This window comes from Roseovarius marisflavi (assembly GCF_900142625.1).
Taxonomy (GTDB): Bacteria; Pseudomonadota; Alphaproteobacteria; order Rhodobacterales; family Rhodobacteraceae; genus Roseovarius; species Roseovarius marisflavi.
Window position 1 is genome coordinate 1 of record NZ_FRBN01000009.1, and the last position, 24,095, is coordinate 24,095.

Annotated in this window: 18 protein-coding genes; 14 read left to right on the plus strand and 4 right to left on the minus strand. The window is 63.3% G+C overall.

Annotated elements, in window-relative coordinates; translation table 11 throughout:
* A partial coding sequence (locus tag BUB78_RS20895) for a hypothetical protein (protein WP_220083998.1) occupies positions 1-199 on the minus strand: 199 nt, incomplete at its 3' end.
* Between the two features lie 105 nt (positions 200-304).
* Entirely contained in the window at positions 305-763 is a 459-nt protein-coding gene (locus BUB78_RS09640) for an MvaI/BcnI family restriction endonuclease (RefSeq protein ID WP_483880233.1), read from the minus strand.
* A 368-nt stretch (positions 764-1,131) separates the two neighbouring features.
* Between BUB78_RS09640 and BUB78_RS09645 the strand changes: the two genes are divergently transcribed.
* Positions 1,132-2,766, plus strand: coding sequence for a CAP domain-containing protein (locus tag BUB78_RS09645; RefSeq protein WP_073197535.1), 1,635 nt, complete (start codon positions 1,132-1,134; stop codon positions 2,764-2,766).
* Positions 2,767-2,778: 12 nt separating this feature from the next.
* On the opposite strand, the gene BUB78_RS09650 is transcribed toward BUB78_RS09645, so the two are convergent.
* Positions 2,779-4,833: a calcium-binding protein gene (locus BUB78_RS09650; protein ID WP_073197537.1), complete on the minus strand. Its 2,055-nt coding sequence runs from the start codon at positions 4,831-4,833 to the stop codon at positions 2,779-2,781.
* A gap of 226 nt (positions 4,834-5,059) precedes the next feature.
* On the opposite strand from BUB78_RS09650, the gene BUB78_RS09655 reads away from it, so the two are divergent.
* From BUB78_RS09655 to BUB78_RS09675, 5 genes are all read left to right on the plus strand, one after another.
* Entirely contained in the window at positions 5,060-10,222 is a 5,163-nt protein-coding gene (locus tag BUB78_RS09655) for a beta strand repeat-containing protein (RefSeq protein WP_073197540.1), read from the plus strand.
* Positions 10,223-10,345: 123 nt separating this feature from the next.
* On the plus strand, positions 10,346-11,173 hold the full coding sequence (locus tag BUB78_RS09660) for a SapC family protein (RefSeq protein ID WP_073197542.1): 828 nt from the start codon (positions 10,346-10,348) through the stop codon (positions 11,171-11,173).
* Positions 11,170-12,501: a TolC family protein gene (locus BUB78_RS09665; protein WP_073197544.1), complete on the plus strand. Its 1,332-nt coding sequence runs from the start codon at positions 11,170-11,172 to the stop codon at positions 12,499-12,501. Before BUB78_RS09660 ends, BUB78_RS09665 begins: the two co-directional genes overlap by 4 nt.
* Entirely contained in the window at positions 12,498-14,675 is a 2,178-nt protein-coding gene (locus tag BUB78_RS09670) for a type I secretion system permease/ATPase (RefSeq protein ID WP_084732822.1), read from the plus strand. Before BUB78_RS09665 ends, BUB78_RS09670 begins: the two co-directional genes overlap by 4 nt.
* Entirely contained in the window at positions 14,665-15,975 is a 1,311-nt protein-coding gene (locus BUB78_RS09675; RefSeq protein ID WP_073197546.1) for an HlyD family type I secretion periplasmic adaptor subunit, read from the plus strand. Before BUB78_RS09670 ends, BUB78_RS09675 begins: the two co-directional genes overlap by 11 nt.
* A 46-nt stretch (positions 15,976-16,021) precedes the next feature.
* On the opposite strand, the gene BUB78_RS09680 is transcribed toward BUB78_RS09675, so the two are convergent.
* Complete coding sequence (locus tag BUB78_RS09680; RefSeq protein WP_073197548.1) at positions 16,022-17,059, minus strand: LacI family DNA-binding transcriptional regulator; 1,038 nt, start codon at positions 17,057-17,059, stop codon at positions 16,022-16,024.
* A gap of 159 nt (positions 17,060-17,218) precedes the next feature.
* Between BUB78_RS09680 and BUB78_RS09685 the strand changes: the two genes are divergently transcribed.
* From BUB78_RS09685 to BUB78_RS09720, 8 genes are all read left to right on the plus strand, one after another.
* A complete protein-coding gene (locus BUB78_RS09685) occupies positions 17,219-17,401 on the plus strand; it encodes a hypothetical protein (protein ID WP_073197551.1) in 183 nt (60 codons plus the stop codon).
* A gap of 26 nt (positions 17,402-17,427) precedes the next feature.
* Positions 17,428-18,576: a TRAP transporter substrate-binding protein gene (locus BUB78_RS09690; protein ID WP_073197553.1), complete on the plus strand. Its 1,149-nt coding sequence runs from the start codon at positions 17,428-17,430 to the stop codon at positions 18,574-18,576.
* Positions 18,577-18,704: 128 nt separating this feature from the next.
* Complete coding sequence (locus tag BUB78_RS09695) at positions 18,705-19,217, plus strand: TRAP transporter small permease (RefSeq protein WP_073197777.1); 513 nt, start codon at positions 18,705-18,707, stop codon at positions 19,215-19,217.
* 10 nt (positions 19,218-19,227) lie between these two features.
* A complete protein-coding gene (locus tag BUB78_RS09700; protein WP_073197555.1) occupies positions 19,228-20,556 on the plus strand; it encodes a TRAP transporter large permease in 1,329 nt (442 codons plus the stop codon).
* Positions 20,557-20,566: 10 nt separating this feature from the next.
* Positions 20,567-21,874 (plus strand): histidinol dehydrogenase, encoded by a 1,308-nt coding sequence (gene hisD, locus BUB78_RS09705; protein ID WP_073197557.1) that lies wholly within the window; start codon positions 20,567-20,569, stop codon positions 21,872-21,874.
* Positions 21,867-22,625: an SDR family NAD(P)-dependent oxidoreductase gene (locus tag BUB78_RS09710; protein WP_073197560.1), complete on the plus strand. Its 759-nt coding sequence runs from the start codon at positions 21,867-21,869 to the stop codon at positions 22,623-22,625. Before hisD ends, BUB78_RS09710 begins: the two co-directional genes overlap by 8 nt.
* Complete coding sequence (locus tag BUB78_RS09715) at positions 22,622-23,617, plus strand: zinc-dependent alcohol dehydrogenase (RefSeq protein ID WP_073197562.1); 996 nt, start codon at positions 22,622-22,624, stop codon at positions 23,615-23,617. Before BUB78_RS09710 ends, BUB78_RS09715 begins: the two co-directional genes overlap by 4 nt.
* A gap of 40 nt (positions 23,618-23,657) precedes the next feature.
* Complete coding sequence (locus BUB78_RS09720; RefSeq protein WP_073197565.1) at positions 23,658-24,062, plus strand: universal stress protein; 405 nt, start codon at positions 23,658-23,660, stop codon at positions 24,060-24,062.
* The last annotated feature ends 33 nt before the right edge of the window (positions 24,063-24,095 follow it).

Genomic DNA, 24,095 nt, shown 5'->3' on the forward strand with positions numbered 1-24,095 from the left:
CTTCTTTGCACACATGGCTGCTTCTCCTTGATGCGCGGTTGATCCCAGTTAAGGATAACACAACGGTGGGGAAGCAGCCGACACATCCCATTAGCCGTCCTTCATGCAATTTGCGCCGTTGTTCCGCTCCCAGCCCAGTCTTGCCGTCAACCGCTGAGCCACCTACTGCAAGCGGTGCGAATGACCGGTCCATCGCCATGGGCCGACAAGAGTTTACAACTTTGCAAAGTCCGCAGTCTGCGCATAGCCGACCATGATGCGAGACGCCGCGAAGTTCCGTAAACCGCCCACAATGGCTGCTCCGTCACAGCATCTCCTGTTCCGCCTTTCGATACAGCCCCGCCAACGCCTGATGCCGCACCCGAAACTGGCTCCGCCGCTTGAGCGCGGGACCGGCCGACGTTGCGCTCTCGAGCTTCAGCGCCGGATCATAGTAGACGATACCCGTTGAAATCGCCCTAAGAAACAGAAAGAAATCAGTCCCCTCACACATCTCAATGCGGCCGCCATACTGGCATTCGAAAGGAGGCCCCTGCCGGATCGATGGCACGTAGCATGCGCGCGCGTGCTTTCTGTTGCAGTGTGAAATCAGTCCTTCAAAGGCCCATGTCGCCGCTCGCGTTCCGTCAGCATCGATGAGATGAATGCCCCCGTCCATATCGGTAATCTTGCTCTGGGTGGCATCATAGCCGCTGAGAAGAAGGCTCAGCCCGGTCAGCCCGTTCGCCTCTTTTCTGATTGCGCAGGCGCCACCAAAGTTGATCCGGTCGACTTTCCCGGACTGATCAGGGCATTAGGTCGTGCCGCATGCGCTGAGACCAAACATCAGCCCGCTCGACAGCCGGAGTTTTTTCTTTGTGGCTTGCTTTCTTTATGGTTGTCTTACCGCCCTGACATTCATGCATGACGAAAAGGTGAAGAACTCGGGGAATGACTGAGGCGGTCACCGGGACAAAGTCCACATCACCCAATGGGCCAAACCCTCTGTCCGGGCAGCCCCGTAAAACCACAGGTCGGCCACTTTCTCGCCAAATTGGAGCCGCGCCGACAGGGTATTTATCTAAAAAACGTCCGACTGCGCCGTTCAATTACAAACAGGCCGATCAGATCAGGGTATCAATTGGGGTTGCCATGCTTACAGCAAACGAACAGTTATTTCTCGAACTCGTGAATGCCGCCCGGCTCGACCCTCTGGGCGAGGCCGCACGTCAGGGCATCGACCTCAACGAGGGGCTCGCGCCCGGCACCATCGCGCAAACCCCGGTGCAGGCCCTCGCCCCCAATGCGCAGATTCAGCAGGCTGCGACGGATCACGGGCAATGGATGCTCGATACCGATACCTTCTCGCATGACGGCGCAGGCGGCAGCAGCCCGGGCCAGCGGATGGCGGCAGCGGGCTATACCTTCGAAGGATCCTGGAGCTGGGGAGAGAATCTGGCCTTGCTTCGCAGCACCGGCACGATTGATCTGGAGAGCGCGATACGCTCCCAACATGACGGGCTCTACGCAAGCCCCGGCCATCGCGGGAATCTCTTTGCCGAGCATTTTCGCGAAACCGGCGTATCGCAGAAAAGCGGCATCTTCACTCAGGATGGAGAAGACAGAAACGCCTCCGTCATCACCCACAAGTTCGGACTGTCGGGCAGCGACGTCTTCCTCACCGGGGTCATCTATAACGACATCAATTTCGACGCGTTCTACTCCGTCGGCGAAGGACGAGAGGCGTTTCAGGTCTCGGCGGCGGGCACGTCGACCGCCACCTGGGCGGCCGGTGGATACAGCCTCGCCCTTGAGGGCAGCCCCGCCGTCTCTGTGACCCTCGGCAATCCTGGCAACGGCATATCGCTGACGGTCGACATGTCGCAAGGCAACGTGAAGCTTGATCTGGTCAACGGCGAACGCATCCTGACATCGGGAAACGTGGTTCTCGGCGAGGGCGCCCTCGACGTCGAGATGCTGGGCGCGGTTGACAATTCCGTGACCGGCAACGTGCTCGACAACCTGTTTTATGTTGGGCGCGGGGACAATGTGCTGAGCGGCGGTGGCGGCACCGACCGGGTCGTCTTCACTGGCCAACGCTCGGATTTCGACATCACCGAAACGGGCAACGGACAGGTCATCGTCACCGACCTGCGCAGCGGCCCCGAGGGCGACGGCATCAACACGCTGACCGATATCGCATTCCTGGACTTCACCGACCTGACACTGTCGCTCCTGCCCGACCCGGCCGACATCTTGCTGAGCGGGCAACTGATCGCCGGAAACGCTCCCCTGCCCGCCGATATCATGCTGCTTTTCACGCTCTCGGATGGCAGCGAGCAGACCATCGGCACCAATGCGAATGGCGCGTTCGACCTTACACTTCCAGCGGGGCTGACCGGTCATATCGACCTCGCCCCCGGCGCGGCCAGCCCGCAGGCCGCCGATGTGGGCGATGCGCTCGATATACTGCGGCTCGCGGTTGGGCTCGAGCCTTCCTTCGGCCCGGCCACGCCACATGACCTGATCGCGGCGGATGTCGATCTTTCGGGACAGGTCTCGGTCAATGACGCGCTCAGCGTGCTGCGCGCTGCGGTCGGCCTGGAGGTTCAGGGGGCATCGCCAGGCGATTACGTGCTGCTTGATCCGAACCAGTCGTTCGACGGGCTGAATGTGGGCGCTGTCACCTATGATCAGGGCGTCGATCTCAACCATTTTCTGGCCGGGGGCACACTCGACCTGCAGGTTATCACGCTCGGAGATCTGGGCGCGACCAACGCGGTCTGATCCGTCTCCTGCTCAAAGCACCCCGTCGAGATTGCCCGGCAGGATTGCCGTCACCAGGAATTCAAGCGCACCATCGAGTGGCACAGTCAGGTTCACCCCATCCGGCAGCGGCATGCCCCCCGTGACGACCGCCGCAAGATCTGCCTGCGGATCGAGAAACAGCCATTCCGGCGCGGTGTCGACGGGCAGGCCAATGCCCAGCCGCAACACGTCGAGCGCGTCACTCACGCTCGCCACCCCGTCACGATCAAAATCCGCGGCAATCCTGTCGGTCGCCGTCGTCGGCCCGAACCCCGGCTCAAGACCAACCGCGATCCGCAGGATGTTCAACGCATCATCGACACCAAAGGCCGGATCGCCCGTGCTATAGCTGCGCAGAATCTGCAAATGCCCGGTCTCGCCAGCGATCGGCCCAAGATCAAAGCGCCCCGCGCCATCCGCCCGAAACGTAACCGTGTCACCCCCCGCAGGCGTAAACCGGATATCCGCGTCGGCGAGCAGGGGATTGGCCTCTTGCGCGCGCACCGACAGCAGATTCGCCCCGTCAGCCGGGGGGGGCGGATCGGGAACGGGCGCAGGATCGGGTGGGGGTGCGCTCTCGAACAGAAACAGCGGAATCCGGTCCGGCCCCTCAAAGGCAAAGCCAAAGAGGTCCTCTTGCCCGAGCGACGCCCCGTCATGGCTGTCGATCAGCAGGACTTCGTCGCGGAACGTGATCCGTGCGCCCCCCGTGACGCGCGTGACGCTCAACTGATCGGGATTGCGCAACAGCGTGTAATCCGACAGGTCCAGCCGGTCCTGCGACAGGTCGAAATCAGTGATCCGAACCACGCCTCCGCCGGATTGCATGACAAAGAGATCGGCCCCGACCCCGCCGGTCAATGTGCTGCCAGCGGGTCCTGCCACAAGGATGTCATCGCCCGCGCCCCCCGTCAGGGTGGCAGCTGCGCCTTCGGCCACCAGCAGGTCATCGCCCGCCCCGGCAACGAGGGCCCCCGTACCGCGCAGAACCTGCCCGATATTGCCCATCGGCACGCTAAGGTGCGCCAGCCCGGCATCGCCCTGCGTCGCCGCAAAGATCTGAAGAGCGTCCTGCGCATGCACCGCCGTCAGCCGCGTGATCCCGTCAAGCCGGGCGCCATCGGTGCTCGCGATGCTGTCGAGATAGATCAGTCGACCATCCGGCAAGAGCGTCAGCAGGCTCAGCCCGTCATCGCTGCCCCCGGCCACAACAAAGACCTGGCCAGCGACCTGCGTAACCGCGATGTCCTGAAGATCGGCAAACCGGCTGAAACGGCTGTCGATCAGGTGATCGCGGATCTGAAACGCGCCATCCCCCTGCAGTTCCAGCACGCTTAGGGATTGGCTGCCCGCGGCCCCAAGGATGGTGAACTGTGCGCCATGCGCCGCAATCGTCTCGACCGCGGTCGGCGTCGCCACGCCGAAACCCTCCGAGGCCCCGACCGAATCGAGTGACGCAAGGCCGCCGCCTGTTCCGACCCATGCGCTCTCGACGCCATCGGGCGTGGCCCGCGTCAGCATCACGCCCCCCGCGCCCTGCACGAGGCTCAGCGCAAGGTCCTGATCATCAAGTCCGCCCAACTGCGTCAGCCCGGCACCTGCATCCATCTGGTAGAGCCCGCCCCCGGCCAGCGCCAGAACGCCGCCGCCGACCGCATCGGGCAGGTAATCCAGCCGGTCGACCGTCGCCAGTGCGGGATCAACAAGCACGGGCGCGCGCATCGCCTGCAGTGTCCCGTCCGCCGCCAGACCATAAGAAATCAGCCGCCCATCGCCGACGCCAAGCACCAGCATGCCCTGATCCTGCGCCCAGGCAACGGCAATGTCGCGGCTCAGCGTTGCGGTCAGAGACGGCGCAAAGAGCGCGGTGTCGTGCAGGCTCAAGGCCCCTGACGCCCCCAGACGGAAGACACTGAGCCCGCCAGCCGAACCGGTCGCGGCATAGATCAGCGTCTCGCCGTTCACCTCCGCGACCGTCACGGCGCGGATCGCGGTATCCAGCGGCAGCTGGCCCGTAATCACGCGCGCATCGAACTGAAGACGCATCTTGCCCTCCGTACCCAACTAAGACCTGTACCTTGGCCATGGGGGACGGCGCGCAGGGGACGCAAACCTTGTCCAAAGAATGTTTTTTCCCAAAGGATTTAGAAAAATTCGAACGACGGCGGAAAAGCCATAAGGTGCAAGAAAAAAGATTTTTCTCTTGTCAAAGGATCGCTCAGACCCGACAAATGAGCAAAATATCCATCACCCATTCTTCTGCGAGGTTGACGTGACAAATAATTTCCCCAAACCGATTGACGAGCGTTCCACTGTTTCGACCGAGCTTGATAGAAAGGCCTTTGTCCGCGATTGGATCGCGCGACGCCTTAAGGCGGGAAAAATCGCGGGGTCGGGGTTTGTTGGCACGCTCCTGACACTTCCGGTGCTGGCTGCGGCGGAAGCCGGTGATGCGTTCGTCACCGCCTCGCAGATCGAGGGCGTTACCGATGTGGAGGCGATGCCGGATGGCTCTGCCCAACTCAGAATGAGCAATGGCACCACGATCTCGGTGCCCGCCTCCGATGTGCAAGTCGCCGCCAGCGGCGAGGTCCTCGTGAGTGACCGGATCGTGGAAATCGCCGCCGAGGTCATGGCAGGCGGCGGCGGGCTGGGCGGCGGCGCATTGGCCGCAGGTCTGGGCGGCGGCGTCGGACTCGCCGCCGCAGCGCTCGGCGGCGGCGGCGGTGATGGTGGGCCCGCGCCACTGCCGGTGCTCAACAGCGATAGCTTCCAGTCCGAGGTCCTCGGCGTCATCGGTGGCTTCAACAGCGACAACACCGGGATCACCATTCCCGAAGGTGCGGCATCGGTTCAGGTCACGATTACCGATGCGGATGGCAACGAAACCACCCTGCCCGCCGATAGCTTCGACGCGAACGGGAATTGGACCTTCACCCCGCCCGGCAACCTCCCGCAGGGCACCGTCACCGTGACCGTCACATCCCTTGATGGCGCTGGTGAGGAACTGGGCAGCACTTCGCAACAGTTCAACGTCGATACGGTGCCGCCCACCATCGCGATCACCGATGACGGCACCGGCCCGGATGGCGTGCTCAACATCGCCGAACAGGATGCGGGCATCACCATCAGCGGCACCACTGATGCCGAGGATGGGCAGACCGTGACCGTCATGGTCGGCACAGAGGAATTCACCGGAACGGCCTCGGGCGGGACATGGAGCGTCACCGTTCCCGCCGCCAGCCTCGCCGCTCTCGCCGACGGTGCCACCGTGAGCGTCACTGCGAATGTCAACGACGCCGCGGGCAATCCTGCGCCCGAAGCGACCGACAGCTTCAGCACCGATCTGAGCGCCGCGATCACCATCGCCCAGATCAACGGCGAGGATGTCGCCACGGCAGATATCAGCGCCGCCGACCGCGTGGGCGGCTTCGACGTGACCGGTACGGTCACGGGCGTGGAGGACGGCCAGACCGTTACCGTCACGCTCAACGGTCAGGATTTCACCGGCCCGGTCACGGGCGGGGCCTTCACCGTGCCGATCACCGAGGCCTTCCTCGCCACCCTCGGCAACGGCCCGACGACTCTGACCCTATCGGCAAGCGTGACCGACGTGGCGGGCAACACCGCCACCGACACGCCCGCCAATGTTCCCGCCGATTTCACCGGCCCGTCGATCACCATCGACCCGATCGGCACCGCAGATGGCGATGGCGTGCTCAACATCGCCGAGAGCGGCGGATCACTCGAAATCACCGGTTCGACCAACCTCGTGGAGGCGGGCCAGCCGGTCACCGTCACCGTCAACGGCGTCACGCTCGCGGGTCCCGTCACGGTTGGCGTGGGCGGCACATGGACGGCCACGGCGACATCGGGCGAGCTTTCCGGTCTTCCGCTCAACGGCACCGTCGATGTGACGGCCAACGTGTCTGATCTGGTTGGCCTCGCGGCACCAGAGGCGACCGCGCAGGTCGACACCGATCTTGAGGCGCCTACGATAAGCATCGACACCCCGATTGCCGGCGATGACGTGATAAACATCGTCGAGAAGGGCGCGGCGCTTCAGATCTCTGGTACGACGACCGGGGTCGAGGATGGTCAGGAGGTGACGGTCACCCTCGTAAATGGAGCGACAACCGTCACGACGGCAACGGCCACGGTGACCGGTGGCACCTGGTCAACCGATATCCCTGCCTCCGCTCTCAGCGGGTTGAGCGGTGATCTGGCGCTTGATGTGACCGCCGATGTTTCAGACGCGGCTCTCAACCCGGCGCCGCAGGCAAGCGAGCCGCTGGCCACGGACCTTACCCCGCCCACCATCGCCTTCGACGCGATCTCGGGCGATAACCAAATCGGGCTGCTCGACGTGCAGGGCGATCTCGAAATCACCGGCACCACCGACGCCGAGGTGGGCCAGGCAGTCACACTGACCTTCGATGGCGAGGAACTCACCGGCTCCGTAACCGGCCCCGGCGTCTGGTCCGTGACCGTGCCGCAAGCCAACATTCAGGCGATTCAAACCGCTGCGGGTGCGGGTGGGGTTCTCGACAACATTCCCGTCACCGCTACTGTCAGCGATGCCGCCGGCAACCCGGCAACGACCCCGGCCAGCACGACCATCGACGCCGATTTCAACGGGCCGTCGATTGTCATCGACGACATTACCGGCGACAATATCATCAACGCCGCCGAAGCGGGCGGCGACATCACCATCTCGGGCTCAACCAACAACGTGCCCGACGGTCAGACGGTCACGCTCGATGTGGGCGGTGTGCCTCTGAGCGCCACTGTAGCCGGCGGCGTCTGGCAGGTATCGCTGACCCCGGCACAGGCGGCAACCGCGGGCCTCACGGATGGTGCGACGGTCAGCGTCACAGCGGATGTCACCGACGGAGACAGCGTGCCAGCCCCGCAGGCGACGGCACAAGTCATTGCCGATTTCACCGCGCCCACCGTTGCCATAAACGCGATTTCTGGCGATGACATCATCAACATCGCCGACAGCACGCAGCTCCTGACGATCTCGGGCACGACCACGGGCGTGGAAGCCGGTCGGTCGGTTTCAGTGAATGTTCCGAGTCTTGGTGGAGCCTCCGCAGAAGTCGGGGCAGACGGCACATGGAGTGTGAGTTTCGCGGCGACCCTTACCGAACAGTGGGTCACGGCCGTGGGCGACGGGGCAACGCCCGCCATCACCGCCAACGTCACCGATCTGGCCGGCAACCCGGCCCCAGAGGCCTCGCGCCCGGTCACCATCGACGTGAGCGCGCCGACCGTCAGCATCAACCCTCTGCCCCTGGGCATGGATGACGTGATGAACATCGTCGAGCAGGGCACAGATCTCGTGATCTCGGGCACCGCCAGCGACACCGCTGTCGTCAACCTATCCTTCAACGGTTCCGCAATCGCCCCGGTCGCGGTGGTCGGCGGCATCTGGACGACCACCATCGCGGCGGCCGATCTGGCCGGGCTGGCCGATGGCGCGACCATCGACGTAGAGGCGGATGTGACCGACAGTTCGGGCAACACCGCGCAGGATACCGCCTCTTTCGACACAGATTTCACGGCCCCGACCATCGCCATTTCCGATACCGGCGTAGGCCCGGACGACATCCTCAATATCGCCGAGCAGGGCGCCGGGATCACCGTTTCCGGCACCACGACCGGCGTCGAGGACAACCAGACTGTGACCGTGACGCTCAGCGGCACGGCCATGGCACCGCCAATCGTCGGAACGGCCACCGTCACCGGCAATGCCTTTACCGTGACCTTTTCCTCGGGTGCCCTTTCCACCATCGGCGGCTGGCCCTCGGCCACTGTCACCGCAGAGGTGTCGGACGCGGCAGGCAACCCGGCCACCCCGGCAACCGACAGCTTCGCCATTGATGTCGTCGCACCCACCATCGCCTTTGACGATCCGCCGCCGGGAGGCTTCGTCCTCGATGCGGCAGAGCGCGAGACGACGGATGGCGTTGACTTTACCACCTCCGAAACTGCGGATGCGAGTGTCACGCTGACCTTCACCCATAGCGACGGCACCGCCGATATTAACAAGACCGTCGCGCTCAACACGCTCACGCCGGATGCGGGCGTGTTCACACTTCCGCTGACCGCGCAGGAGGTGGACGGGCTGCGCGACCTGAGCGACTATACCGTCGCAATCACCATCACCGACGCGGCGGGCAACCCCACGGCGGCCCCCGACAGCTTTACCTTTTCGACCGATTTCGAGCCGATCATTGCGCTCGACCCGATTGGTGAGGATGGGGCGGTCGATCTGTCCGATACCCTAGGGGCCAGTATCACCGGCACGACCATCGGCGTCGAGACCGGGCAGTTGGTGACCGTGGTCGTCACCGGGACGAATGGTCAAATCCTCAATGACACAGCAACGGTCGGTGCCAATGGCACATGGTCTCTGGCGGTCGATCAGGCAGTTTTTGATCAATTGGAGCCGGGCGAGACCTTTACCGTCAACGCGACCGTGGACAACGCGGCAGGCCGCGCTGCGGTTCCCGCGACGGCCGGTATCGACGCCTATCTGGCAGCGGTCTTCGCCGTCGCAAATACGGCCGAAAGCGGCGCGACACTAACGATGAGCGCCATCGCAGATACCAGTTTGAATTCCAACGATGGCATCACGACGACGATGTCTTTCGACCCGGCACAAGCCGCATACATCACGGGAAGCGACGCCGACAATCTCGACCTCTTCCTCGTAAACGACACGAATGCCGCGACGGGCAGCGTGATTTTCACCGGGGGCACGCTGGCCACGCCCTTAGTCGACGGCGACGTCATTTACAGCTTCGACATGACGGACCAGGGCGCAGGGCCGATTACGCTGAGCTTTGTTGACGAAAACCAAGGCGGCCCGACCGAACTCCTGATCGGCACCGCCGGTGGCGACACTCTGACCGCCGCCAACACCGATTCGGTGATTCAGGCCAAGGGCGGAGATGACAGCATTGATGTCTCGGCCACCGGCACCAATAGCATCGTCTTCGAGTTGGATCAGGCCAGCAACGGCACCGATACCATTACCGGCTTCACCACCGGCGACACATTCCAGGCCGATCAGATCGTTTTCCTCGGTGAGGCCGATTTGCGCGGGGCCGGAGATTTTGTCGAAACCCTCGGGGCGGGTGAAGCACTTGGCGTCAACACCGGATTCGTGATCTTCACGACGGCTCTTGGCGGCACCGACGCGGCCACGATTGAAACCGCCTTCGAGGGCCTTCTCAATGAGACCGCGGGTGATGTTGTGTACTTCCTCGCCGGTGATGGCACGAACGCAGCACTCGCACGGGCGACGGTCAACGGAACGGACGACGCCACGGTCGAAATCCTCTCAAATTTCAACGACATCGGAGATCTGAGCGCGCTCAACGCCGACAATATCATTCTGCCCGATCCGGTCACGTCATCGGTGTGATCAAGCCGCCGGAGGATCGTGTGAAAACAGTAGCGGGCCGGATTGCGCATGCACCGGCCCGTCAGATATTCGCAACCGCCGATATTTGCGGATTGGTAACAAACGAGGGATAAATCGGCAGTCATGAACGCGGTGACACAAACGGGGCAGGTCGCAATCAGCAAAGAGCGCCATGGCGGGCGCTTCTGGAAGCGCTTTGCGTCCTACGCTTTTGCACGCTCGCGGCAGAGCGTGCCCATCGTCCTGGCCGAGCTTGAACCGGCGGCCAGCGCCTTTCCCCTCGTCTTTCGCAGCACCGCAACCGGCCCTGTCGAGCCGCACGCCCTGCTACACCTGACCGCAGGCGAGGCGTCTCCCTTCGTGACACCAGAGGGCTCATGGCGCGGCACCTATGTGCCCTCGGCCCTGCGCGCGCATCCCTTTGCCGCGACGCCGACCGGCGCAGGCGGCGAAATGGCCCTTCTCGTCGATGAGGCCAGCGGGCTGGTCACCGACGACCCCAAAAATGAGCCGTTTTTCGACGAGACCGGCGTGCCCTCGGCGGCGCTCGAACAGGTCATCGCCTTCTTTCGCACCCGCGCGCAATCCGAACTGGCGACGCAGACCGCCTGCGCGGCGCTGCAAACGGCAGGGCTTTTTCGCCCGCTCGATCCGCTGCCCGGCATGACCGAGGCTGACGCCGCCGGGTTTCTCACCATCGACAGCGCTGCGCTCGACGCGATAGACAGCGCCGCCCTGCCCAAACTCTGGCACTCTGGCGCGCTGCGGCTTGCACAGGCGCATCGCGTGTCGCTCTGCCACGCCGGATGGATGGCGCGGGCCTTGCGCGCCGGGGCCGATTTCACGCCGCGCACGACAGGCCCGGCCGCCTCCTCTGGCGCCGATGCCGGTCTCTCCGGGTTTCTCGACGCGCTTGCAGATGCGCAAGATCACGATAGGGAAACACCGTGACCGGACTCCGCAAAACCGCCCTCGTGACCGCGCTCTGCCTGTCACTCGCCGCCTGCGCCGAGCAGCCCGACCTCGCGCCGGTCGCGGCTAGCCTCGAGAGCGGCACGGCCGGGCTTGGCGCGGACCGGGTGCCCAACACCGTGGCACGCGGGGCGTTTGGCCAGCATATCGCCCGCGCGGTCCTGGCCGAGCCCGCGATCACCCGCAGCACCGCCAACATTCGCGCCGCCCGCGCCGAAAAAAGCGCCGCCGATGGTGCCTTCCGCCCCGATTTCAGCGTCGGGGCAAACGCTCAGACCCGGCTGATCCGCAGCAATTCCAGCAGCGACGTCGGGCCGTTCGCGCGCGTGTCGCAACTGGTCTATGACGCCGGCGCAGCGCGCTCAGATCAGACGGCGGCCGAGGCCCGCGTGCTGCAAAGCCGCGCGCAACAGCTCGAAACCGGCGCGCGCGTAACGCTCGATGCGGTCGAGGTCTATAATGGCCTGCTCACCAGCCGTCGCCTGCTCGCCATCGCCGAGAGCAACCTGCGCGTGCTGCGCGATTTTGCCGACCAGATCGAAGAACGCGTGGTGCGCGGCGCGGGCTCAACTGCCGATAGCCTGATCGCGCGCAGCCGCGTCGCCGATGCCGAAACACAGCGCGCCGATGCCCAGGCCCAGCTTGAGCGGGCCGAAGCGGCGTTCCGCCGCCTCTTTGTCAAAATTCCCGCCAAACTGCCGCCGCAGGTGAAGGCCCCGCCCTTGCCCGCAGGCGAGGCCGACGTGCTTGAACAGAGCCCGCGCCTGCGCGCGGCAAACGCTACGCTCAGGGCTGCCGAGGCCGATCTTCTGGCTGCCCGCGCCCGCCGCCAGCCGGGAGTGGAACTGGGGGCCACAGGGCGGCGCGCCTCGGGTGGCGGCAGCGATCTGGCGCTCGACCTCACACTCAATTACAGCCTCGACACCCGTGGCGCACGCCGCGCCGCGATTGAGACGGCGCAGGCCCGCCTTGAGGCCGCACAGGCCGAACGCGACACCTTGTTGCGTGATGTCCGCGAGGCGTTGGCCTTTGTGCGCACCGATCAGACCGCAGGCGAGGCGCGCGTTATTGCCGCCCGACAGGCCGTGGCCAGCAACGCCGCGAGCGTCGATGCCGCGCGCGAGCAGTTCAGCATCGGACGCCGCAGCATGGTCGATCTGCTGGACGCGCAGCGCGACTTTGTGCGTGCCGAGCAAACCCTTATTCGCGCCGAACAGGAACGCTTCCTCACCGATTACGCGGCTCTTGCCCTCACTGGCGACATTCTTGACGTGTTCGACATCACCCTGCCCGAGGTGGCGCAATGAACACACCCACCTCCAGCCCCACGGTGGTCCCGCTTGACCGCGAGGCCCGCAGCCGCCCTGACGAGACTTCCCCGCTCGAGGCCTGCCTGTTGCATGCGGCGGCTGCGCTTGATCGACCGATGACCCTCGCGGCACTACACGCCGTGCAATCGTCCGAGGCGACCGGCACGCTTGGCGTGCGCGAGGCCATCACGGCGGCCGAACGTGCGGGCATACAGGCGGCCTTCGGCGCACGAAAACTGCGCGATTTCGATACCACGCTGACCCCCGCGATCCTGCTGCTGGAGGGCGAGCGCGCGGTCGTGCTGCACGGGGTGGCCAAGGACGGGCAACTCGCCATTCACGATCCCATCCTCGGTGAGGGCATCGGCGAAGTAGCCCGCGACGAGCTGGAAAAGCTTTATACCGGCCACGCGATCCTGCTGCGCCGTGAACACCGAGAGGACATTCTTGCAACCTCTGAGGGGCGGCGCGGCCATTGGTTCTGGTCGGCGCTTGCGGCCAATCGCTGGTCCTATACGCAGGTGCTCCTGGCCGCGGTTCTGGCCAATTTTCTCGGCCTGACCACCTCGATCTTTATCATGGTCGTCTATGACCGTGTGCTGCCCAACGAGGCCACGGAATCGCTGATCGCGCTCACCATCGGGGTGGGCATCGCGCTTTTGTTCGATTTTCTCATCAAGAATCTGCGCGCAGGGTTTATTGACCGGGCCGGGCAACACGCCGACATGGCCATGGGGCGGCGGATCTTCGACCAGCTCCTCGACATGCAGATGCGCGCGCGCAAGGGGTCGGTCGGGGCCCTCGCCAGCACCCTGCGCGAGTTCGAGTCGCTGCGCGATTTCTTCACCTCCGCGACGCTCGTGGCGGTGGTCGATCTGCCCTTCATCCTGCTCTTCATCGGGGTGATCTCGCTTATCGGCGGTCCGCTCGCAATCGTGCCGGCCATCGCCGTGCCAGTGGTGCTGATCGTCGGGCTTGCGGTGCAGCCGATCCTCGCCCGGCTCGCCGAGCAGAGCTTCAAGGACGGACAGTCGAAACAGGGCGTTCTGGTCGAGACCGTCTCGGGGCTGGAAACCATCAAGGCGACCGGGGCCGCGCGCCGCATGCGCGCCCGCTGGGAAGACGCGATCACCCGGCAATCCGAGCATGGCGCGCGCGCCCGCGCGGTCACCCAACTGGCGATGAACGCCACCAGCTTCACCCAGCAAACCGCCCAGGTGATGATCGTTTTCTATGGCGTTTTCCTGATCACGGCCGGAGAGGCGAGCATGGGCGCGCTCATCGCCAGCGTGATCCTGACCGGGCGCGCGCTCGCGCCGCTGGCACAGCTTGCCCAGACCCTCACCCGGCTCAATCAGGCGCGTAGTTCCTATCGCAGCCTCGACGCGCTTATGCGCGCAGACAGCGAACGCCCCGAGGGCCGCCATTGGCTCAGCCGATCAATACTCGACGGGCGCATCCGCTTTGACGATGTGCATTTCAGCTATCCCGATCAGACCGTCGCCGCCCTCAAGGGCGTCAGCTTTACCATCGAGCCGGGCGAAAAGGTTGCCATCCTCGGGCGCATCGGCTCTGGCAAAAGCACCATCGCGCGGCTCCTGCTCGGGCTCTATTCCCCCGACAAGGGCGCGGTGCTGGTGGATGACACCGATATCCGCCAGATCGACCCCGGCGATCTGCGGCGCAATATCGGCTCGGTGCTGCAGGATGTATGGCTGTTCTCCGGCACGGTACGCGAAAACATCGCCATTGGCGCGCGCCGCCCGCGCGACGCCGATATCCTTGAGGCCGCGCGCATCGCGGGCGTTGAGGATTTCGTCGCCCGCCACCCTTCGGGCTATGATCTTATGCTGGCCGAACGCGGCGAGGGGCTCTCGGGCGGGCAGAAACAGGCGATCACGCTGGCGCGCGCATTGGTCGGTCAGCCCCCCGTTCTGCTGCTGGATGAACCCACAAGCGCGATGGATGTGCAGAACGAGCGCGACGTGATCGCCCGCCTCAAGGACGAGGCGCAGGATCGCACGCTGATCGTGATCACGCACCGAACCAGCCTGCTGGATCTCGTGGACCGGGTCATCGTGATCGAGGATGGTCGTGTCGGGGCCGATGGCGACAAGTCGATCCTGAGCCGCGGCGCGCGACAGGCAGCGGGGGCCAAGGATGGCGCGTAACCACGATCTCGACAGGCTGGCACGCGAGATGCGCGGGCGCTCTGCGCTGCGCGGCTCGCTGCTGCTGCTGACCATCCTGGCCTTTCTCACCACGGCGGTGATCTGGGCCGCAAACACCGAGATAGACGACGTCACCCGCGCCGACGGGCGCATCGTGCCCTCGGCCTCGGTGCAGGTCATCGAGGCCGCCGAGCCGGGCGTGCTCAAGGCACTGCACGTCAAGGAGGGCGAGATCGTCGAAAAGGGCGATTTGCTTATGGAGCTTGACGGCTCCCTTCTCGACAGTCAGTTCGATCAGGAGCAGCAGCGCGCCTATGGCCTGATGGCTCGAATAGAGCGTTTGCAGACCGAAATCGACGGGGCCGATCTGGCCTTCAGCCCCGATCTGGTGGCCCGCGCGGTGGATGTCGTCAAATCCGAGACCGCGCTTTATCGCGGGCGGCAGGTCGAGTTGGGCGCCGAGATCGACATTCTTGAACGCCAGCGCTTGCAGCGTCGTCAGGAATACGAGGAAGGGCTGGTTGATCGCCAGACCGCAAAGGAAACGCTGGCCGTGCTGACCGAGGAACGCGACATGATGGAGCCGCTGGTCGAACGCGGCATGGAGCCCGCCACCACGCTTCTGTCACTGCGGCGCTCCGAGGCGGAATGGCGCGGGCGCGAGGTGCGCGCACGAGCCTCACTGACGCGGCTGCAATCGGCACTGGACGAAATCGACGACCGGATCGCCGCCCTGCGCAGCCGCTTTCGCAGCGCGGCCCTGACCGATCTGGCGACCGCGACAGCCGAACTGGCGGCGCTCAAACCCGCCCTGCCCGCGCTTGAGAGCCGGGCGGCGCGCTCGCGCCTCTACGCGCCGGTGCGCGGCATCGTCAACCGCATTCACAGCCCCACCGTCGGCGCCATGGCTCGCCCCGGCGAAGAGCTGATCGAGATCGTGCCGCTTGACGACACGCTGCTCGTCGAGGCCTATGTGCGCCCCGACGACATTGCATTTCTCTATCCTGGCCAGCCCGTCAAGGTGACGATCACCGCCTATGACGCCTCACGCTATGGCAGTCTGTCGGGCGAAGTTCTGCGCATCGGCGCCGATACGGTCACGCGGACTGAGCGCAGCGAGGAAGAGGTCTTTGTCGTGGAAATCCGAACCACCGACACCATCCTTGATGCCGATGGCGTCGAGGTCGAAATCATGCCGGGCATGGTCGCTCAGGCCAATATCCTTGCAGGGCGCAAGACCGTGCTCGACTATATCCTCAAGCCCATCGTCCGGATCAAGGACCGCGCCTTGCGCGACTGAGACCACAGCGCAGGCGGCTCGCCGGTAAACCGCTGTGACTGCGCCACTAAACAGGTGGCGGCGCGAGCGTGCCGCGCAAACACAGGTTGGTTTCGAGCAGAACACTTTCGCTGGCCGGATGACCCGCGACCATATCCACCAAAAGCCGCGCCGCCTGACGGCCCATGTCGCGATGTGGCACATGAACCGTGGTCAGCGGCGGATCGACCACCCGCGCCAACTCGATGTCATCAAACCCGGTGATCGAGACATCGCCGGGCACTGCAAGGCCAAGCTCGCGTGCCATCTGGACCGCGCCAACCGCAAGGACGTCATTGCCGCAAATCACTGCTGTTGGGCGCGGGGTAAGGTCCATCAGACGACGCATGGCCCTCGCGCCGTTTTCAATGCTGTAATGGGTCTCGATCAGATGCGCCGTGGCCGGGTCAAGACCCTGCGCCCGCATCGCATCATGCACCCCGTCCACCCGTGCGCGTGCGCGGTCATTGCCAACGCAATCGGCCGAAATGATCCCGATCTGCTGGTGCCCCTGACGCAAGACCTCTGTCGCCAGCCCCGCCATGGCGCGGCGGTTGTCAAAGCCGATCGACAGACGCGCAACCTCCGGATCATAGGCCCAGGAAATCAAAACCGGAATGCCGCGGTTTTCCAGAAACTGATAGATCGCCGGGCTTCGGTCATGCCCGATCAGCAAAAGCGCATCCGCGCCGCGCGCCACCAGGGTGCGAATCTGTTCTTCCTCGATTTCGGCGCGATAGGATGAACTTGAAACCAAAAGCGTCACGCCGCTTGCGTGCAGCTCTTCCTGAAATGCCTGAATGGCGCGGGCGAAAATAGCGTTTTCCATTGTCGGGATAATCGCCCCGATGGTATTGGTACGCCGCGCCGCAAGGGCGCGCGCGCCGAAATTGGGCGAATAGCCAAGCTCCTGAACCGCCGTCATAACCCGGTCGCGCGTGCTCTCCTGCACCTGATCCGGCGAATTCAGACAGCGCGACACTGTCGCAGTCGACACGCCCGCACGCGTCGCCACATCGGCCAATGTCGGCAGGTTATGTTCACTTTCCTTGGTCTTACGACTCATACGCTCGATCCGTTCTGACGCACCCCATTGACCCGCCCAGTGACGCGGCGGATTATTTCACAATCACGTTGACGACAACATAACAGCTTGCGTGAAATTATGTAAGCGCTTACATTGATATCGAATCGACGGTGGAGCGTCGATGACGGGAGGAATTTTATGTATCTGCTCGTAAGCGCGGCCCTGTTCGCGATTTTCGCACTGAATGTTGCAATCGGTTCGTTCGGCGGCAAGCCGTTCCTTGGCGATGTTGGTGAAATGCTTTTGCTTTTCGCAACATCGCTGACGTTTGTGGCCGCAATACTGAAAAGTGAATCAGTAAGGCGTCAGGGCAAGAAATAATCAAACTACCAATGGGAGGACGATCAATGAAAAAAGAACGCAACGAGCTTGCGTCGGCTGAGCGCCGCAATTTTCTGAAACTGGCCGGAACCGGCAGCTTTACCGCTGCAATGGTTGCCGGGGCGGGCGGTATGCTGTGGTCAACTGAGGCCGTTGCTCAGACCGCCGCCGAAGAAAAAGAGCGGGAACGCGCCGCTGAACACTCGATGACAATTGCCACGGCCTATGTGCTTGGCGCCTCGCGCAGCTATCCGATCATGCAGCTCGACCTGAAAGAGAACATCCAGAACGCCACCAACGGCAAGGTCTATGTCAAACTTGCCCCCGGCGGTCAGCTTGGCGCAGGTGGCGCGCTTGTGCAAAAGGTTCAGGGCGGCACCATTCAGGCGGCCCAGCATTCGCTGTCTAACTTCGCGCCTTTCGCCTCGACCGTTGACCTGATCAACATGCCCTATCTTTGTGGGTCGAACCAGCGTTTCACCAATCTGGTAAACTCGAATTTCTGGAACACCGAAGTGCACCCCAAGGTCGAAGCCGCAGGCTTCAAGGCGCTGTTTTACGTCAACATTGACCCGCGTGTTGTTGCCGTGCGCAAGGGTGGTGCGGGCGCAGTCCTGTCACCGTCAGACCTGAACGGTGTCAAGTTCCGCGTTCCGGGCTCCAAGATGCTGCAGCAATATTACCGCATGGTCGGCGCCAACCCGACACCCGTGGCATGGGGCGAGACGCCTTCGGCGATCAAACAGGGTGTTGCGGATGCGCTGGATCCGTCGGTCGGCGCGCTTTATGTCTTTGGTTTCAAAGATATTCTTAGCCATGTGACCTTTACACAAGCGGTGCCGGACAGCCAGGTCTATTCCTGTAATCTGGAATGGTTCAACTCGATGCCGGCAGACGTGCAAGAGGGGATCATGTGGGGTTCAGAGATGACCGCACACCAGAACCTGTCAAAAGTGCCGTCGGCGCGGGCATATGCCATGGCCGAGCTGGCCAAGGCGGGTGTCGAATTCCACTCGCTGAGCGATGATCAGCTTGCGGAATGGAAAGAGGCTGGTGGTTTCCAGCGGCCTGAATGGGATGAGTACAAAACCGAGCTTGCCGGTTCGATGGATGCCTTCAACAAGATGGTAGAAGCCGCCGGAACCCAAGGCAAATATTACGTCCACGACGCCTGATGTAGAGCGTCTGAAAAGCGACGGTATTGCGTCGGCGCCACATCGGTGCCGACGCTCCCGGACCCAGAAAAAATCGAGACCGGTTTACCTGGCCCGAATATCCCTTCGGCGAACGAAAGGTCATCATGATGAGACTGATAAGAGCCATAGACAAAAACGCTGAACGATGGGCGCTGTTGGTCTTTTACGTGATGTTGGTCGTCACCATGGCGGTCGAGGTGCTCAGGCGCGAGATCTTTTCCTATTCCTCGATCTGGGGCGAAGAGGTGGTGCGCTATTCCTTCATCTACCTCGTCTGGATCGGGGCCTCCATCGCCGTCAAGGACCGCGCGCACATCCGCATTGACGTCCTGCTGCACTACCTTGGGCCGCGGATGAAGGCGCTGGTCTATATCTTTGGCGATCTGGTGATGTTCGGGGTCGCCGTGATCGCGCTTTATTGGTCCCTTGAAACGGTTCATGTCTCGGCCAAGTTCGGCTCGGTCAGCCATGGTTTGCGCGTTTCAATGGTGTGGTTCCTGATGGCGGTACCGGTGGGTTTCGCCCTGATGGTCCTGCGACTGATCCAATCCTTCCTGCGCGACCTGCGCGCCCTTCGAGACGGCAAAGACGTCTACGAAGGTGAAAAAATGTTTGATTGAGGGAAAACTGATGCTCTGGAATACACTCAATCAGACGGTCGAACTGGGCTGGGATTTCTATCTTCCTGTCATCCTTTTCGTGGGCCTTATCGCCCTTGCAGTACCGGTCTGGGCCGCCATCGGCACAGCCGCGATCACCATGCTGGTCATGTCGGGCGACATGCCGCTCAGTGCGGTTGGAGAAAGCCTTTTCACGGGCATTGATGCCTTTGCCCTGACCGCGGTGCCGTTGTTCATCCTGACCGGTGACGTATTGGTGCGCACCGGGCTGTCGCGCAAATTCCTTGATGTGGCCGAGGCGCTTACGCAATTCGCCAAGGGTGGCTTTGGCTCGGCGACCGTTCTCGTCTGCGGCATGTTCGCGGCGATCTCGGGGTCGGACGCGGCAGGGGCCGCCGCCGTGGGCCGGATGACCATCGACCGTCTGGTCGAAAGCGGCTATCCGCGCCCCTATGCCTGTGCGCTGGTGGCGGCAGGGGCCTGTACCGGCATCCTCATTCCGCCCTCGATTGCCTATATCATCATCGGCCTGGTTCTGGGTATTTCCGCCTCGACCCTGTTTCTCGCGGCCCTGATCCCCGGCATTTGCATTCTGGTGTCGATCCTTGTCACCAACATCGTGGTCAACCGTATTTACGGCTATGAGGGCGGCGGCAACGTGTCGATGGGCGAGTATTTCGCCAATCTCGGGCGGTCACTCAAATCCGGCTGGTATGCGTTCATCGTGCCCGGCATCATCTTTTACGGCATCTTCTCGGGCCGCATGACCCCGACCGAGGCAGGCGCAACCGCCGTGGTTGTCACCATCGCGATGGGGCTGATCATGCGGACGCTGAAACTTGCGGATTTTCCCTCGATGCTGTTGAGCTCGGCCAAGGTAAACGGTGTGATCCTTCCGATCATCGCCTTTTCCGCGCCGCTGGCCGAGGCCCTCGCGATCATGGGCGTGCCACAGGGCTTTGTGACCTCGGTTACATCCCTCACGGATGATCCACAAATGCTCATCCTGTTGATGATCCTGATCCTGATCGCCGCAGGCTGCGTTATGGAAACCACACCCAATATCGTGATCCTCGCGCCGATCCTGAAACCGCTGGCCGACAATATCGGCATGAACGAAATTCAGTTCTGCATCATGATGATCACGGCGCTTGGTGTGGGCTTTATCACCCCGCCGCTCGGCCTGAACCTGTTCGTGGTGGCAGGCATAACCGGCGAGTCGATCCTGAAGATCGCGGCCCGCGCCATCCCCTTCGTTTTCTTCATGCTGCTTGTGACCCTGATGATCGCCTATATCCCGGCGATTTCCACAACGCTTCTGCCAGACATCTACAAATAGGACCTGACCAATGACACGAGAATATCTGAAAAAAGCAACGCTCACCTCGAAATCCGATGCCTCGGATGTGAAGGCCACCGTGCGCGCCATTCTGGATGATATCGAGGCGGGCGGCGACAAGACGGCGATGGAATATGCCGCCAAGTTTGACCAATACGACGGCAATGTCGTAATCACCCGCGAAGAGATCGAGGCGGCGGCGGCGCTGGTGCCGGAAAAGCTCAAGCGCGATATCCAGTTTGCCCATAACAACGTGCGCCGCTTTGCCGAAGCGCAGAAAGAGACCCTCAAGGATATCGAGGTCGAAGTGGTTCCCGGCCTGATCGCCGGCCAAAAGAGCATCCCCGTCACCGGTGCCGGCTGTTACGTGCCCGGCGGGCGCTATAGCCATATCGCCAGTGCGATCATGACCGTCACCACCGCAAGCGTCGCCGGGTGCAAGCATATCGTTGCCTGTTCTCCGCCGCGCCCCGGCGTCGGGGTCGCCCCGGCGATCATCTATGCCGCCGATCTTTGCGGTGCGGACACGATTTTGGCCATGGGCGGCGTGCAGGGCGTAGCGGCCATGACCTTCGGCCTGTTCGGCCTGCCCAAGGCGAACATTCTGGTGGGTCCGGGCAATCAGTTCGTCGCCGAGGCCAAGCGCATGTTGTTTGGCCGTGTCGGTATCGACATGATCGCCGGCCCGACGGATAGCCTTATCCTCGCCGATGCGACCGCCGATCCGATGGTCGTGGCCACCGATCTGGTGGGTCAGGCCGAGCATGGCTATAACTCGCCGGTCTGGCTTGTCACCGACAACCGCCCGCTGGCCGAAGAGGTGATGCGCATTATTCCGGGCCTGATCGACGATCTGCCCGAGGTGAACCGCGACAACGCCTTTGCCGCCTGGCGCGATTATGCCGAGGTGATCGTTTGTGCCGACCGCGAAGAGATGGCCGCCACCTCCGACGATTACGCGCCCGAGCACCTGACCGTGCAGGCCGAGGATCTGGAGTGGTGGCTGGAGCGGCTTTCTTGCTACGGCTCGCTGTTTCTGGGCGAAGAGACCACCGTGGCCTTTGGCGACAAGGCCGCAGGCACCAACCACGTTCTGCCCACCTCGGGCGCGGCAAGCTATACCGGCGGTCTGAGCGTGCATAAATACATGAAGATCGTCACCTGGCAGCGCGCCACCCGCGAGGGCGCCAAGCCGGTGGCCGAAGCAACCGCGCGGATTTCGCGGCTGGAAGGCATGGAAGGGCATGCGCGCACGGCGGATATCCGTCTGCACAAATACTTCCCCGGTGAAACCTTTGATCTGACGCCCAATGGCTGAGAATGGCCTTCTTGATGTGACGGGTCGCGTCGCTTTGGTCACGGGCGCAAGCTCGGGGCTGGGGCGGCGCGCGGCCAGCGTGCTTGCGGCCAGCGGCGCCCGCGTCGTCGGCGTGGCACGCCGCGCCGAGGCGCTTGTCGAATGGCAGGCCGAGGTCGGCGACAACGGTGCCGTCATTGCCCATGACCTTGCCGATCGTGACGGGCTGGCCGATCTGGCCCGCGCCGCCGCGCTGCCCTTTGGGGCGCCCGATATCGTGGTGCATGCGGCGGGTATCAACACGCGTCAGGCCGCCGATGATGTCACGCCCGAGGGCTGGGATATGACCCTGTCGCTGAACCTGAGCGCGCCGTTTTTCCTGAGCCAGCATCTTGTGCCCGCGATGAAGCAAAAAGGCTGGGGCCGGATCGTGAACTTTGCCTCGCTGCAATCGTTTCGCGCCTTTCCCGGCGGCATTGCTTACGGCGCAAGCAAGGGCGGCGTCGCCCAGATGACCCGCGCCATGGCCGAGGCCTGGTCGCGCGACGGGATTGTCGTCAACGCCCTCGCCCCCGGCTTTATCCGCACCGAGCTTACGGCGGCGGTGTTCGATGACCCCGAGCGCGCGGCGCGCAACGCGGCGCAAACAGCAATCGGGCGCAATGGCGAGGTGGACGATCTTGACGGGCCTTTGATGTTCTTTTGCTCAGAGGCGTCGAAATACGTGACCGGACAGATCATGATGGTAGACGGAGGTTTTACCGCGAAATGAAGGCTTTGGTTTATACCGCCCCCGAGGGGCTTGAGTATCGCGACATGCAAGACCCCGCGCCGCAAACGGGCGAGGCCTTGATCCGGGTGGATAGCGTCGGCATCTGCGGCTCGGACATGCATGCCTACCTCGGTCATGACGACCGCCGCCCCGCCCCGCTTGTGCTTGGCCACGAGGCGGCGGGCACCGTGTTAAGCGGCGCGATGAGCGGCAAGCGCGTGACCGTGAACCCGCTTGTCACCTGCGGCACCTGTCCGGCCTGTACATCCGGTCGCGACAACCTGTGCAGCACCCGCCAGATCATCTCGATGCCGCCGCGCGAAGGCGCCTTTGCCGCGCTTTTGGCCATGCCGGAACGCAATCTTGTGGTCATGCCCGATCACATCACCACCGATCAGGCCGCTTTGGCCGAACCGATTGCCTGTGGCTGGCATGCGGTGCGTCTTGGGCGGGCCGCTTTGGGCGAGGGCACGCATCGCGCGCTTGTGCTTGGCGGCGGGGCCATCGGGCTTGGTGCGGCGCTTAGCCTTGCCGCGCAGGGCATCACCGACATCACCATGATCGAACCGCACCCGGCGCGGCGCGCCTATCTCAGCATGCAATGCGACCAAAATGTTCTCGCGCCCGACGGGCTTGGTCCGGCGGATCAGTTCGATCTTGTCGTCGACGGGGTCGGCTTTGACGCCACTCGCGCGCAGGCCTCGGCCCACGTGCGACCGGGCGGTGTGATCGTGCATATCGGGCTCGGCTCGGCCACCGGCGGGCTTGATATCCGGCGCATCACCTTGCAGGAAATCACCTTTATCGGCACCTATACCTATACCGCGCAGGATTTCCGCGACACCGCGCAGGCGATGTTCGAGGGCCGCATGGGCGCGCTTGACTGGACCGAAAAGCGCCCGCTCTCTGACGGGGCCGCCGCCTTTGCCGATATTCGCAACGGGCGCACGACGGCCCCGAAAACCATCCTCGTGCCCGAGGCCGCAAAGTAACACCAAGGGCGGAAAAGCCCGGGACGAAAAGGAAGATGTGATGTACAAGAAAATCATCGTCTCACTCTCGCTCGATCACGGGATCAGCGAACCGGCCCTTGAGGCCGCCCAAAAACTGCTCGACGAGGGCGGAGAGATCATCGCCATCCACATTCACGAGCCGCTTAACCCGTCGGTGCGGTCCTATGTCGATGAAGACACCGTCAACGCCGCACTTGAGGCGGCCAAGGGGCGCCTTGCCAAACGGGTTGCAAACTTTCCGGGGGTTGGCACACGCCTTATCACCGGGCATTCGGGCCGCGCGATCACCGATTTCGCCCGCGAGTGGGGGGCTGATTGCATCGTCATCGGCTCTCACAAACCGGGGATAAGCGACTTTCTTCTTGGCTCCACGGCGGCACGCGTTGTGCGCCATGCGCCTTGCTCTGTCCACGTCCTGCGTTAGAAAAGCCTGCCTACCTGTCATCAAAATCCTGAA

Excerpts from the sequence above, each read along its gene's own strand:
- BUB78_RS09700 (WP_073197555.1), top strand. The coding sequence starts at position 19,228 with ATGCTCTGGAATACACTCAATCAGACGGTCGAACTGGGCTGGGATTTC.
- BUB78_RS09680 (WP_073197548.1), bottom strand. The coding sequence starts at position 17,059 with ATGAGTCGTAAGACCAAGGAAAGTGAACATAACCTGCCGACATTGGCC.
- BUB78_RS09660 (WP_073197542.1), top strand. The coding sequence starts at position 10,346 with ATGAACGCGGTGACACAAACGGGGCAGGTCGCAATCAGCAAAGAGCGC.
- BUB78_RS09685 (WP_073197551.1), top strand. The coding sequence starts at position 17,219 with ATGTATCTGCTCGTAAGCGCGGCCCTGTTCGCGATTTTCGCACTGAAT.
- BUB78_RS09695 (WP_073197777.1), top strand. The coding sequence starts at position 18,705 with ATGAGACTGATAAGAGCCATAGACAAAAACGCTGAACGATGGGCGCTG.
- BUB78_RS09690 (WP_073197553.1), top strand. The coding sequence starts at position 17,428 with ATGAAAAAAGAACGCAACGAGCTTGCGTCGGCTGAGCGCCGCAATTTT.
- BUB78_RS09715 (WP_073197562.1), top strand. The coding sequence starts at position 22,622 with ATGAAGGCTTTGGTTTATACCGCCCCCGAGGGGCTTGAGTATCGCGAC.
- BUB78_RS09650 (WP_073197537.1), bottom strand. The coding sequence starts at position 4,833 with ATGCGTCTTCAGTTCGATGCGCGCGTGATTACGGGCCAGCTGCCGCTG.
- BUB78_RS09670 (WP_084732822.1), top strand. The coding sequence starts at position 12,498 with ATGAACACACCCACCTCCAGCCCCACGGTGGTCCCGCTTGACCGCGAG.
- hisD (WP_073197557.1), top strand. The coding sequence starts at position 20,567 with ATGACACGAGAATATCTGAAAAAAGCAACGCTCACCTCGAAATCCGAT.
- BUB78_RS09675 (WP_073197546.1), top strand. The coding sequence starts at position 14,665 with ATGGCGCGTAACCACGATCTCGACAGGCTGGCACGCGAGATGCGCGGG.
- BUB78_RS09720 (WP_073197565.1), top strand. The coding sequence starts at position 23,658 with ATGTACAAGAAAATCATCGTCTCACTCTCGCTCGATCACGGGATCAGC.
- BUB78_RS09710 (WP_073197560.1), top strand. The coding sequence starts at position 21,867 with ATGGCTGAGAATGGCCTTCTTGATGTGACGGGTCGCGTCGCTTTGGTC.
- BUB78_RS09645 (WP_073197535.1), top strand. The coding sequence starts at position 1,132 with ATGCTTACAGCAAACGAACAGTTATTTCTCGAACTCGTGAATGCCGCC.